At 51.5% G+C, this 12,635-nt stretch carries 12 protein-coding genes; 5 read left to right on the top strand and 7 right to left on the bottom strand.

Annotated elements, in window-relative coordinates; genetic code table 11:
* The first annotated feature begins 2 nt into the window (after positions 1-2).
* Positions 3-1,052, top strand: a complete 1,050-nt coding sequence (gene glnL, locus ACVLVH_RS21705) for a nitrogen regulation protein NR(II) (RefSeq protein WP_008109798.1) — start codon at positions 3-5, stop codon at positions 1,050-1,052.
* 7 nt (positions 1,053-1,059) lie between these two features.
* Positions 1,060-2,469, top strand: coding sequence for a nitrogen regulation protein NR(I) (gene glnG, locus ACVLVH_RS21700; RefSeq protein ID WP_008109800.1), 1,410 nt, complete (start codon positions 1,060-1,062; stop codon positions 2,467-2,469).
* 50 nt (positions 2,470-2,519) lie between these two features.
* Here the strand turns inward: glnG and hemN are convergent, their stop codons facing one another.
* Entirely contained in the window at positions 2,520-3,893 is a 1,374-nt protein-coding gene (hemN, locus tag ACVLVH_RS21695) for an oxygen-independent coproporphyrinogen III oxidase (RefSeq protein ID WP_192415276.1), read from the bottom strand.
* 236 nt (positions 3,894-4,129) lie between these two features.
* Complete coding sequence (yihI, locus tag ACVLVH_RS21690; protein ID WP_101760720.1) at positions 4,130-4,651, bottom strand: Der GTPase-activating protein YihI; 522 nt, start codon at positions 4,649-4,651, stop codon at positions 4,130-4,132.
* A gap of 555 nt (positions 4,652-5,206) precedes the next feature.
* On the opposite strand from yihI, the gene yihA reads away from it, so the two are divergent.
* On the top strand, positions 5,207-5,848 hold the full coding sequence (yihA, locus tag ACVLVH_RS21685) for a ribosome biogenesis GTP-binding protein YihA/YsxC (RefSeq protein ID WP_101760721.1): 642 nt from the start codon (positions 5,207-5,209) through the stop codon (positions 5,846-5,848).
* 72 nt (positions 5,849-5,920) lie between these two features.
* Here the strand turns inward: yihA and spfP are convergent, their stop codons facing one another.
* The 5 genes from spfP to ACVLVH_RS21660 all read right to left on the bottom strand — a co-directional run bounded on the left by spfP (position 5,921) and on the right by ACVLVH_RS21660 (position 11,368).
* Entirely contained in the window at positions 5,921-5,968 is a 48-nt protein-coding gene (gene spfP, locus ACVLVH_RS21680) for a small protein SpfP (protein ID WP_071892919.1), read from the bottom strand.
* Between the two features lie 275 nt (positions 5,969-6,243).
* Complete coding sequence (gene polA / locus ACVLVH_RS21675) at positions 6,244-9,036, bottom strand: DNA polymerase I (protein ID WP_312462351.1); 2,793 nt, start codon at positions 9,034-9,036, stop codon at positions 6,244-6,246.
* Between the two features lie 367 nt (positions 9,037-9,403).
* Entirely contained in the window at positions 9,404-10,033 is a 630-nt protein-coding gene (gene dsbA, locus ACVLVH_RS21670) for a thiol:disulfide interchange protein DsbA (protein ID WP_101760723.1), read from the bottom strand.
* Between the two features lie 26 nt (positions 10,034-10,059).
* On the bottom strand, positions 10,060-11,046 hold the full coding sequence (locus ACVLVH_RS21665; protein ID WP_312462352.1) for a serine/threonine protein kinase: 987 nt from the start codon (positions 11,044-11,046) through the stop codon (positions 10,060-10,062).
* Positions 11,047-11,092: 46 nt separating this feature from the next.
* A complete protein-coding gene (locus ACVLVH_RS21660; RefSeq protein ID WP_101760725.1) occupies positions 11,093-11,368 on the bottom strand; it encodes a YihD family protein in 276 nt (91 codons plus the stop codon).
* A gap of 72 nt (positions 11,369-11,440) precedes the next feature.
* Between ACVLVH_RS21660 and mobA the strand changes: the two genes are divergently transcribed.
* Together mobA and mobB are read left to right on the top strand one after the other, a co-directional pair.
* Positions 11,441-12,016, top strand: coding sequence for a molybdenum cofactor guanylyltransferase MobA (mobA, locus tag ACVLVH_RS21655; RefSeq protein ID WP_498950033.1), 576 nt, complete (start codon positions 11,441-11,443; stop codon positions 12,014-12,016).
* Positions 12,013-12,516: a molybdopterin-guanine dinucleotide biosynthesis protein MobB gene (gene mobB / locus ACVLVH_RS21650; RefSeq protein WP_312462354.1), complete on the top strand. Its 504-nt coding sequence runs from the start codon at positions 12,013-12,015 to the stop codon at positions 12,514-12,516. Before mobA ends, mobB begins: the two co-directional genes overlap by 4 nt.
* The last annotated feature ends 119 nt before the right edge of the window (positions 12,517-12,635 follow it).

The raw sequence follows: 12,635 nt of genomic DNA, 5'->3' as shown, positions 1-12,635 counted from the left end.
GTATGGCAACTGGCACGCTGCCCGACGCGGGGCAGATTCTCAACTCCCTGATCAACAGTATTTTGCTGGTCGATAACGATTTAGTTATCCATTACGCCAATCCGGCGGCTCAGCAATTACTGGCGCAAAGCTCACGTAAATTGTTCGGCACGCCATTACCGGAATTAACCGGCTATTTTTCGCTGAATATTGAGGTGATGAGCGAGAGTCTCGGAGCTGGCCAGGGCTTTACCGATAGCGAAGTCACTCTGGTGGTTGATGGCCGCGCGCACATTATGTCGCTCACGGCACAGCGCTTACCGGATGGCTTTATTCTGCTGGAAATGGCGCCGATGGATAATCAACGTCGTCTTAGCCAGGAACAAATTCAGCATGCTCAGCAGGTCGCTGCCCGCGATTTAGTGCGCGGTCTGGCGCATGAGATTAAAAACCCGCTGGGAGGATTACGTGGCGCCGCGCAGCTACTGACTCGCGCGTTACCCGATCCTTCCCTGCATGAATATACGCGCATCATCATTGAGCAAGCCGACCGCCTGCGTAATCTGGTTGATCGTCTGCTTGGCCCGCAACAGCCGGGCTTGCACGTAACGCAAAGTATTCATCAGGTTGCCGAACGCGTGGTGAATCTGGTGTCGATGGAGCTGCCGGATAACGTTTCGCTGGTGCGCGATTACGACCCAAGCCTGCCGGAACTGCCGCACGATCCCGACCAGATTGAACAAGTGCTGTTGAATGTGGTGCGAAACGCGCTGCAGGCATTGGGCGATGAAGGCGGCACCATTGTGATTCGTACGCGTACCGCCTTCCAGCTCACCCTGCACGGCACGCGTTACCGCTTAGTCGCGCGTATTGATATTGAAGATGACGGCCCAGGCATTCCGGCCCAGCTACAAGATACCCTGTTCTATCCGATGGTTAGCGGACGCGAAGGCGGCACCGGTTTAGGTCTGTCCATCGCCCGTAGCCTGATCGATCAGCATTCAGGAAAAATAGAATTTAACAGTTGGCCAGGTCACACCGAATTCTCGGTTTACCTGCCTATTCGCCAGTGAGGTTTCTATGCAACGAGGGATAGTCTGGATCGTCGATGACGATAGCTCCATCCGCTGGGTGCTTGAAAGGGCACTCACTGGAGCCGGTTTGAGCTGTGCAACCTTTGACAGCGCTAACGAGGTATTGGACGCGCTCGCAAGCAAAACCCCAGACGTATTATTGTCAGACATTCGTATGCCTGGCATGGATGGACTTGCGCTGCTGAAACAGATTAAGCAGCGCCATCCGATGCTACCGGTGATCATTATGACCGCACACTCCGATCTGGATGCGGCCGTCAGCGCTTATCAGCAAGGTGCGTTTGATTACCTGCCAAAGCCGTTTGATATTGATGAAGCGGTCGCGCTGGTTGAACGTGCGATAAGCCATTATCAGGAGCAGCAGCAGCCGCGTAATCAGCCCGTCAGCGGCCCAACCACCGACATTATCGGCGAAGCGCCGGCAATGCAGGATGTGTTCCGCATCATTGGTCGTCTTTCACGCTCCTCAATTAGCGTGCTGATCAACGGTGAATCCGGTACCGGTAAAGAGTTGGTGGCACATGCGCTGCATCGCCACAGTCCACGTGCAAAATCTCCTTTTATCGCGCTGAACATGGCGGCGATTCCCAAAGATTTGATTGAATCAGAGCTATTTGGTCACGAGAAAGGCGCGTTCACCGGTGCCAACCAGATTCGTCAGGGACGTTTTGAGCAGGCCGATGGCGGCACGCTGTTCCTTGATGAAATTGGTGATATGCCGCTTGATGTGCAAACCCGCTTATTGCGCGTATTGGCCGATGGCCAGTTTTATCGCGTTGGCGGCTATGCGCCGGTGAAAGTGGATGTGCGTATCATCGCGGCAACCCACCAGAATCTTGAGCTGCGCGTGCAGGAAGGCAAATTCCGTGAAGACTTGTTCCATCGTCTTAACGTGATCCGCGTTCATCTGCCGCCGCTGCGTGAACGACGCGAAGATATTCCGCGCCTGGCGCGTTACTTCCTGCAGGTTGCTGCACGTGAGTTAGGGGTGGAAGCAAAGATTCTGCATCCGGAAACCGAAACCGCGCTGACGCGTCTGCATTGGTCCGGTAACGTGCGCCAGCTGGAAAATACCTGTCGCTGGTTGACGGTGATGGCAGCTGGCCAGGAAGTGTTGATTCAGGATCTGCCGCCTGAACTGTTTGAATCCAGCACGCCAGACAATCCGGTGCAATCTTTGCCGGACAGCTGGGCTACGCTGCTGGCGCAGTGGGCAGATCGCGCCTTACGTTCCGGTCATCAAAACCTGTTGTCGGAAGCACAGCCGGAGATGGAGCGCACGCTGCTCACCACCGCGCTACGTCATACACAAGGGCACAAACAGGAAGCGGCGCGCTTGCTCGGCTGGGGACGAAATACCCTGACGCGTAAGTTGAAAGAGCTGGGAATGGAATAACGCGCACGTTATGCGTTTTGAAACCGGGGAGCGAATAGGCTCCCCGTTTTTTATATCACTCGCGAGAATTGCTGCATGCGCACCTTTTGGCGCATATACACATCGAAGCACATACAGATGTTACGTATCAGCAACCGACCGACGCCGGTAACGTGCAGGCTGCGACCGTGCTGCTCCACCAATCCATCCGCCACCAGCGGCGCTAACAGCGCTAAATCCTCGGCAAAATAGTGTTCAAACTCAACCGGGTATTGCGCCTCGACCGCGGCAAAATCCAGTGCGAAATTACAGATTAAGGCTTTAATCACATCGCGGCGCAAACAATCATCGTTACTCAAGGTAAGCCCGCGCCACAGCGCATTGCCGCGCTGCTCGACATCTGCGTAATAGGCTTTCAACTCTTTGTGATTTTGCGCATAGCTGTCGCCCAGCATGCTGATGGCCGACACGCCCAAACCGAGCAAATCGGTTTCGCCCTGTGTGGTGTAACCCTGAAAATTACGATGCAGTTCGCCAGCGCGTTGTGCCACCGCCAGCTCATCATCCGGACGCGCGAAGTGATCCATACCGATAAACTGATAGCCTTCGCCGGTTAAGGTGGCGATGGTTTCCTGCAGGATCTGCAGTTTCTGTGCTGCACCTGGCAGCTCCTCATCTTTAATTTTACGCTGCGCAGCGAACAGTGAAGGCATGTGCGCATAATTGAAGACGCTGAGGCGATCGGGATTGAGTGCAATAACGCGCTGTAAAGTAAAGGCGAAGCTTTCCGGCGTTTGCAGCGGTAAGCCATAAATCAGATCAAGGCTGACCGAACGGAAGCCTTGCTCACGCGCACGCTGCACCAGAGCGAAGATGGTTTCTTCATCCTGCACGCGATTCACGCGCTCCTGCACCGCTTTATTAAAGTCCTGCACGCCCATGCTCAGGCGATTAAAACCTTCCGCGCGCAGATGATCGATCATCTCCAGTTCGATTTCACGTGGATCAACCTCGATCGACATTTCGACGTCATCGGCAATCGTAAAATGCTCGCGTAGCAGCGCCACCAGCCGGCTCACCTGCTGCTGGTTGAGGAATGTCGGCGTGCCACCACCCCAGTGCAATTGAGTGACGCAGCGGCCCGCAAATAAGGGCGCACGCTGACGAATTTCCTGCTCCAGCACATCAAGGTAGCGATCGGCTTTATGCAGCTGGCGCGTCACGATTTTATTGCAGCCACAAAAATAACAAAGCCGATGGCAAAACGGGATGTGCACATACAGCGATAACGGACGATCGGGATAGCGTTGCACGGCTTGCTGAAAATCTGCCTCACCAAATTTCTCACTGAATTCGAGCGCGGTGGGATAAGAGGTATAACGTGGGCCAGCGTAGTTGTATTTTTCGATGAGGCGCTGATCCCAATCAATCTGCTGCGATGACATGCTCACTCCTTACGGTGACGTCGTCTGAGAGAGGGTCGCGTAGCTGAAGAGTGGACGAAGCGATGGGCTGAACGCCGACGTAAACGCGACTTAAGACGTGACAGGCGGCGTAGTTTAAACAATAACCAGAGCAGATAACATGTCAGCAGCAGCGCGAAAATTGATCCAGGCCAAAACATAGGTGAATACCTGTTTAGCGCGGCATGCGCGAAAACGCATGCCGATCAAAATTTGCCTTAATTACCTTTTAGCAGGCGCATCATATCTTCTTCAGCCTGCTCATCTTCCGCTTCGTCATCCAGCGCGATGCCCAGCGTTTCCATCAGTTCATCGATGCGGTCTAAGGTTTGATCCAGCCAGGCCTGATCTTCGCCACTCAAGGTTTCACCGTTTTCCAGGCGATCCAGCAGCGTATCCAGACGTTCGTCATTTTCCAGCTTCGCCAGCTCTTCTTGCGGCGTCAGGCGAACTTTTTCTGCTTTTGGCTTTGGTTTCGCTTCAGGCTTTTTTGCCGGCTGGGTTTTACCATCAGCAACTAATGCGATCGGCTTTTTGCTGCCCAGGCGTGGATCCTGAGCTTTTTTACCCTGACCTTTGCCAGCGGCTTGCGTTTCAGGATTGGCGCGGCTGCCAGATTTATGGCCGCTATGTTTTTTATCGCGTTTGCGATCGCGCGCTTCCTGATTAAGGTCTTCACGCGATTTGCGTTTGGCTTTCGCAGCAGGTTTGCCACGCGGGGCTGATGCAGGTTGCTTCATGGTGTCCGGTCTCGGCGGTGCTTTGTGAGTTCAGTATAGAATTGCGGCGAAATCTAGCAGAAAGTAAGCAAAGAAAAAAGGCGATAGCCTATGCTATCGCCTTTTATCGCACCTTCATGTGAAGGAAACACTGAATAAATCCTTTACGGCTCACAACGTCCCGGTTGCTCCATCGCCACATCGCTCCTGCGATTAATCCCTGTCCTTGTTCGATTCCTGCCTGAATCGCTTCCCGCCATGCTCTTGGTCATCCCCGACACTCCTGAGCTCATCATCCTGATGGGTGCTGCCGTGCACTGACAACAAATGTAGACTAATAGGTAAAATGAACAAGTGAGACTTGTCTCTATTTTAGAGTGGCATTTCCTAAATTCATTTCAAATCATTGAAATATAACATCTAAATGGATTGTTAATATTCCATGAAGCGGTAATCGCTGGCAGTAAAAATCATAGATCTCTTACAAAATGGCGCATTTGGACGCTATCGGGCACTTTTGCGCCATTACAGGTATAATCAGCCCAATTGCCCGATTCATTTTGCTGGAGTTTCACTTTGTCTGCTTTGAACTATCACATGACCCATTTCATGCTCAGCGCCCCCGATATTCGCCACTTACCGGCGGATGTGGGTATTGAAGTTGCTTTTGCCGGGCGCTCGAATGCAGGCAAATCCAGCGCGCTGAACACCATCACTAACCAAAAAGGTCTGGCCCGTACCAGTAAAACGCCAGGTCGTACCCAGCTGATTAACCTGTTTGAAGTGGTTGAAGGTAAATGTCTTGTCGATTTACCCGGTTATGGCTATGCCCAGGTTCCGGAAGAGATGAAGCGCAAATGGCAGCGCTCGCTGGCGGAATATTTGCAAAAACGTCAGGCGCTGAAGGGTCTGGTGGTATTGATGGATATTCGCCATCCGCTGAAAGACCTCGATCAGAACATGATTGAATGGGCCGTGCAGAGCCAGATTCCCGTGCTGGTCTTACTGACCAAAGCCGACAAACTGGCATCCGGCGCACGTAAAGCACAGCTGACGATGGTGCGCGAAGCGTCGCTGGCCTTTAACGGTGATGTGCAGGTGGAAATGTTCTCGTCGCTGAAGAAGATGGGCGTTGATATTGTGCGTAAGAAGCTGGACAGCTGGTTTAGCGAACTAGAGCCAGCGCAAGAAGGCGACGGCGAAGAAACAGCAGAGTGATTTTGTTGCGGCTTTTGAGAAAAAGCCCAATAAAAAACGCCCCAGTCATAAATGACTGGGGCGGCTAAATATTCAGCCAAATCCGATTACGTGAAGTAAAAGGTCTGAAAGATAGAACATCTTACCTCTGTACCCTACGCGACAAACTCTACCTGATTTTCAGCGCCCTACAAAGGGTTTTTTGTTGTTAAGTTTCAGGATTCGACATCTTTTTTACTAAGCTCATCACACTTTCACGCGTTCGATGTAGTTTAATTACTAAAAAAATGCTTAGACGATAGGCAGTTACAAAACGCGCATTTAATAGACCGCTTTGTGAGGTTGCTGAACCGATTAAGTAAACTTTTTTCTTATGATGATGCCAGCGGCACGCAAATACCACTGAATCAGCATGATCAGTGTGCCTCATCCCAGTTATCGCCGGTGCCTACTTCCACCTGCAGCGGCACATCCAGCTTCATGCTGTTCTCCATCAGATCACGGATGGTCTTAATGGCGCTATCCACTGCATCGCTGCGGATCTCAAACACCAGTTCATCGTGTACCTGCATAATCATGCGCACGGCATCGTCTTTTTGCTCCAACAGCCAGCCATCCACCGCAATCATCGCGCGTTTGATGATGTCTGCTGCCGTGCCTTGCATTGGGGCATTAATCGCTGCTCGCTCCGCCGCTTTACGACGAATGGCATTGCTGGAGGTGATATCAGGCAGCCACAAACGACGACCATCGAGCGTTTCTACATAGCCTTTCTCTGCTGCCTTCGCGCGCGTCTCTTCCATATAACGCAGCACGCCCGGATAGCGTTCAAAGTAGAGATCCATGTATTTCTTCGCTTCACCCGCACCGATATTGAGCTGGCGGGAAAGACCAAACGCGCTCATTCCGTAGATCAGACCAAAGTTGATTGCCTTGGCACTGCGACGCTGCTCACCTGAAACTTTGCTTAACGCCACACCAAACACTTCTGATGCGGTGGCACGGTGGATATCTTCGCCCTGGGCAAACGCATCCAGCAGGCCTTTGTCTTGCGACAGATGCGCCATGATACGCAGTTCAATCTGTGAGTAGTCCGCGGCGACAATACGATTGCCCGATCCGGCGACAAACGCCTGGCGGATTCGGCGCCCTTCTTCGTTGCGCACCGGGATATTCTGCAGGTTAGGATCGGTAGACGAGAGTCGTCCCGTCGCCGTTACCGCCTGATGATAGGATGTATGTACGCGGCCGGTAAGCGGATTGATCATTAGTGGCAGCTTATCGGTGTAAGTCGATTTCAACTTCGATAAACCACGATGTTCCAGAATTACTTTAGGCAGTGGATAATCGAGAGCCAGTTCAGCCAGCACTTCTTCGCTGGTCGACGGCGCGCCGCCCGGCGTTTTCTTGGTCGGTTTAATACCCTGCTTTTCAAACAAAATGGTTTGCAGCTGTTTGGGTGAAGAGAGATTAAACGGTTCGCCTGCCAGCTCGTGCGCCTTCAGCTCCAGCTCGGCCACACGCGTGGTCAGCTCCTGCGAGTGTTTCGCCAGGATATTCTGGTCAATCAGCACGCCGTTGCGCTCAATCCGCGATATCACCTTCAACAACGGCATTTCGATCTCTTCAAATACCTGTTTCGGCCCCGCTTCCGGCTCCAGTTTCTCCCACATTTTCAGATGCAATTGCAGCGTGACATCGGCATCTTCCGCCGCGTAGTGGCCGGCTTGTTCGATAGCAATCTGATTAAATGTGAGCTGATTTTTGCCTTTACCCGCGATCTCTTCGAAAGTCACCGTTTTATGGTTTAGCCAGCGCGCGGCCAGACTGTCCATATCGTGTTTTCCGCCCACGCTATTCAGGCAATAAGATTCCAGCATGGTGTCAAATTTGATGCCGTTCAGTTCAATGTCGTAATTCTTCAGCACGCCGCGATCGTATTTGAGATTCTGACCAACCTTCGCCGCGTTACCATCCTCCAGCAGCGGTTTTAGCTGCTTCAGCACTTCGCTGCGATCCAGCTGATCTGGCGCATCCAGATAATCATGGGCAACCGGCAGATAAGCTGCTTCGCCCGGCGCGACGGCAAAACCAATGCCGACAATATTGGCGCTTAAGGTATCCAGCGAGTCGGTCTCAAGATCGAAAGCGAAGAGCTCGGCGCTTTTCAGCTTTTTGAGCCATGCGGCAAATGTCGCTTCATCGAGGATAGTGACGTAGCCATCCGCAGAGAGCACGCTGGTCGCTTGGGCAGCGGGCGCAGCAGGTTCGCTGAGCTGCGGTTTCTTAGCCTGCGCGTTGCTCTTCTTACCTTGTTGCAGCCATGAACCATCCTGCAAATCGGTGATCCAGCGCTTAAATTCATAACGGCTAAACAAGGTTTGCAGCGCTTCGACATTGGGTTCATTGACGACAAGCTGATCGCAGGTCAGATTCAACTCAACGTCGGTTTTGATGGTTGCCAGCTGATAAGACAGGAACGCGACGTCGCGATTTTGCTCCAGCTTCGCCGCCATGGTTTTCGCACCGCGGAACGAGAGATCGGCCACTTTATCGAGATTGTCATAGATTGACTGCATACCGCCCAAGCCTTGCAGCAACGCCTGCGCAGTTTTCTCACCGACTCCCGGCACGCCTGGAATGTTGTCCGAGCTGTCGCCCATCATGGCGAGGAAATCGATAATCAGTGCTGGCGGCACGCCATATTTCTGCTCGACCTCTTCCGGACCGAGCACGGTATTCGTCATGGTGTTGATCAAGGTAATCGCAGGCGTCACTAACTGCGCCATATCTTTATCGCCGGTGCTGATCAACACCGGACGGCCGAGTTTTTCCGCCTCTAGCGCCAGCGTACCGATAACGTCATCCGCCTCAACGCCAGATACCGCCAACAGCGGCAGGCCCATCGCCTTCACCATTTCATGCAGCGGCTCAATCTGCGCACGCAGATCGTCTGGCATCGGCGGACGGTGCGATTTGTAGTGTTCAAAAAGCTCATCGCGGAAGGTTTTGCCTTTCGCATCGAAGACCACAGCCACATGGCTTGGCTGATACTGCATCAACAGGCTTTTCAACATGTTGAGCACACCATACATGGCGCCAGTTGGCTCGCCTGCACTGTTCGTTAGCGGCGGAAAGGCATGATATGCACGGTACAGATAAGATGAGCCGTCGACCAGAATCAGGGGATTTTCTGCAATTTGCGCCATAGGTTCGTATTTTCTTCGTTGCGATAATGAGGGCTATAAGGATGCCACAACCAGAGGAGAATGTTGAATGCACTCGGGGAAGTCAGGATCTTTTTCGTCGTTACGCGGCACAGATCGCAAGGATCAAACTGTGGATAAGTTTGTGCGTAAAAATCATAACGTATTGTTATTTACGTTAATTGCAATTACTTTAATATTAAAAATTCATTTATATCAGCAAGTTAAATACTTATCGTGATCTTGCTCGCCCTAATGAAAAGACGATCGTCCATGTGGATATTAAGCGAAGGGTTAATAAATACATCGCATAAATAAGAGAATGAAGGCAATAAAAAACGCCGGCAGAGCCGGCGTTCTAAAAACTAAATTACTTCTTTTCTACCAGGAACTTCACTACATTGGCGTAATCAGCAACGAAGTTGTCCATTGAGCTGGTATCCAGGCCGCCGTTGTTAACCATATATTTGCCGTTAACGAAGATCGCTGGCACACCTTGCAGATTGACGTCTGCTGCTGCTTTCTGCTGCTGCGCAACCAGCGCTTTTACTGCGAAGCTATTCCACGCTGCATCGTAATCTTCTGAAGAGATACCCGCCGCTTTAATAAAAGTCTCTTTCAGGCTTGCTGCATCGGTAACGGTTTGGGTTTTCTGAATACCGTCGAAAATCGGTGCAGTAACTTTGCTTTCTACGCCTAGCGCCATGGCAACAGCCCATGCCTGAGTGACAACCGGACCGAATTGACCACCAAGGAAATCAACGTGGTATTTGGTCACTTTCGTGTCCGCCGGCAGGTTCTTTTTCACTGCCTCGCTCACGTGATAAACGCGTTCGAACTGGTAGCAATGTGGGCAGAAGAAGGAGAAGAACTCCAGAACCTGCGGCTCACCCGCCACTGGCTTTGGCAAAGTAACGAACTGCTTACCATCGTTGAACTGTGCCGCCGAGGCGCCAAATGCCAGCATTAAACCTACCAGCGCAAACATGATCTTTTTCATCGTGAAACAATCTCCTGAGTACTTCATTAATATTGCGGGCTAAGCTGCAACGGCGGTTCGTGTAACAGCCTTTCCTGCTCGATAAATAATGCAATCTGCCGGCGCCAAAAATCCTCATCTGTCATCCAGGGGAAGGCGCGCGGAAAAGCGGGATCCTGCCAGCGGCGTACTACCCAGGCCAAATAATAAACCATGCGCATAGCGCGTAAAGGTTCAATCAGTGACAATTCATGTAAATCAAAATCACCGAAATCATTATAGGCTTCCAGCAAAATGTCCCATTGAATCAATTGTTCCTGTCGATCGCCATTAACCAGCATCCATAAATCCTGCACTGCTGGCCCGTTACGGGCATCATCAAGATCGACAAACATCGGGCCTTCACGCCACAGAATATTGCCGGGATGGCAATCGCCGTGCAACCTTAACGGCTGCCAATGGCTATGCCAGCGCTGCTGCAGCGTCGCGCTGAGCTTATCAACGGCAGCAAGCAGTAAGTCTTTAAGTGAAGCCGGTACTAACGCGCTTTGTTCCAGCTCCCGACGCGGTTGAAAAATATACTCTTCAAGGCCGAAAGTGGGTCGCTGCTGAAACAGGCTTTGCTTTGCGGTTTGATGGATGCGCCCCAGAAAGCGGCCAACCCATTCCATCTGATCCTCGTTATCGGTTTCATACTGCCGTCCGCCTAAACTGGGGAAGACCGCGTACATGAAGCCGGCATGATGATTCAACGTGCTGCCCTGCAGAACGAGCGGCGCGGCAACCGGCACTTCATCCTCTAATAAATCCTGAGTGAACTGATGCTCTTCAAGGATCTGTTGTGCGCTCCAGCGCTGCGGACGATAAAACTTAGCCACATAGCGGCGTTTATCATCGTCGCTGAACTGATAGACGCGGTTTTCATAGCTATTGAGGGCGGTTAAGCCTGATTCGACACGCAGACCCGCATCCCAAAGTGCATCAAGGATGACATCGGGATTCAACGTCTGGAAATTAAAGGCGGCTTCGCTCATCTTTTTGCCTGTGTGTTACCTTTGCGATTAATGCGCAAGGATAACATTACTCATCATCCTTAATCACACCGCGTGCACGTAATAGCGCGGTTTTGAAGTCCACTTCATAATCCTTTTTCAGGCCGGGAATGGCACTCTGGCTATCTGTGTCACGCATTTTAAGATGGTAAATCAATACATCATCGGTTAATTCACTTAATGGGCCACTGAAACCAGATTCCTGCGCCAGTTTTTGCAAAAATGCCAGCAAGTTGAGATCGGCATCCTTTTGCCATGCGGGTTGCAGAAGCTCGAGCAGTTCATTGAGTCGGTGATATTTCATCATTGATTCCTTTATGCAGATGGTACGCTGCCGCTAAGTAAGTATCGTCCAGAATGAAGCAAGGAGACGGAGATGACAGCATTTACCGGCGTGATCCTCGCGGGTGGCCAAGGCAGTCGTATGGGAGGCCAGGATAAAGGGTTATTGATGTTACAAGGCGAACCCCTTTATCAGCACGTTTTGCGGCGATTTCGGCCGCAGGTCAATATTGTGTTGATAAGCGCTAACCGTAACATTGATCGCTATCAGGCAAGCGGTTGTCAGGTGGTTATCGATACATTGCCCGATTATCCCGGACCGCTGGCCGGCATGCTCAGTGGTTTACGCAGCAGTAAAAACGAATGGGTCGCTTTCTGCGCTTGTGATACGCCATGGATCCCCAATGACTTTGTCGCGCGTCTGTGGCAGCAGCGTAATGATGCGCCCGCTGTGTGGGTGAAATCCTCTCAGCGTGATCATCCAGCCTTAGCGCTGGTCAATCGTACATTGGCTGATGATCTTGAAACCTGGCTACTGCGCAGCGAGCGACGTTTAATGCAGTTCTTACGTGAGCATGGCGGGCATGCTATTGCGTTTTCAGACCCAGAATCTGCGTTCCGCAATATCAATACGCCAGACGATCTCATTAATGAGGAAAAGTATTTATGAGTGTGCGCTTACTGGCGATTTCCGCATGGAGCGGGATAGGAAAAACCACTTTGCTTGAGCAAGTCATTCAACTTCTCAAAACTCAGGGGATTCGATCAGGCTTAATTAAGCACACACATCATCAGATGGATATCGATACGCCGGGGAAAGACAGTTATTTGCTGCGTAAAGCTGGGGCAGATCAGGTGATCGTCGCCAGTAATCAGCGCTGGGCATTGATGGTTGAATCACCTAATAAGCCTTTAAGCCTAATGCAATTAGCATCACAGATGGATAGCTCAACGTTGGATCTGGTGCTGGTCGAGGGCTTCAAAGATGAGCCGGTCCCCAAAATTGCACTTTGGCGGCGTGGCGTTAAAGGTGAGATTAAGGATTTGCTGGATCAGTATGTGATTGCCGTCGCTACTGATGAGTATATGGAACTGAATTTGCCCATATTGGATATTAATCAGCCAATGCAGGTTGCCGATTTTATTGTTCAGTGGCTTAAAAAGCATTGAAATAGCCAGTTTTTGGCTAAGATTCAGACGTAAAAAAGCCCCGGACTTTCGTCCGGGGCTTCTTCACTATTTGATGCCTGGCAGTTCCCTACTCTCGCATGGGGAGGCCCCACACTACC

Source organism: Kluyvera sp. 1366 (genome assembly GCF_054823405.1).
Note: the sequence above shows the minus strand (reverse complement) of the source record. Positions and strands in the feature narration are given on the sequence as shown.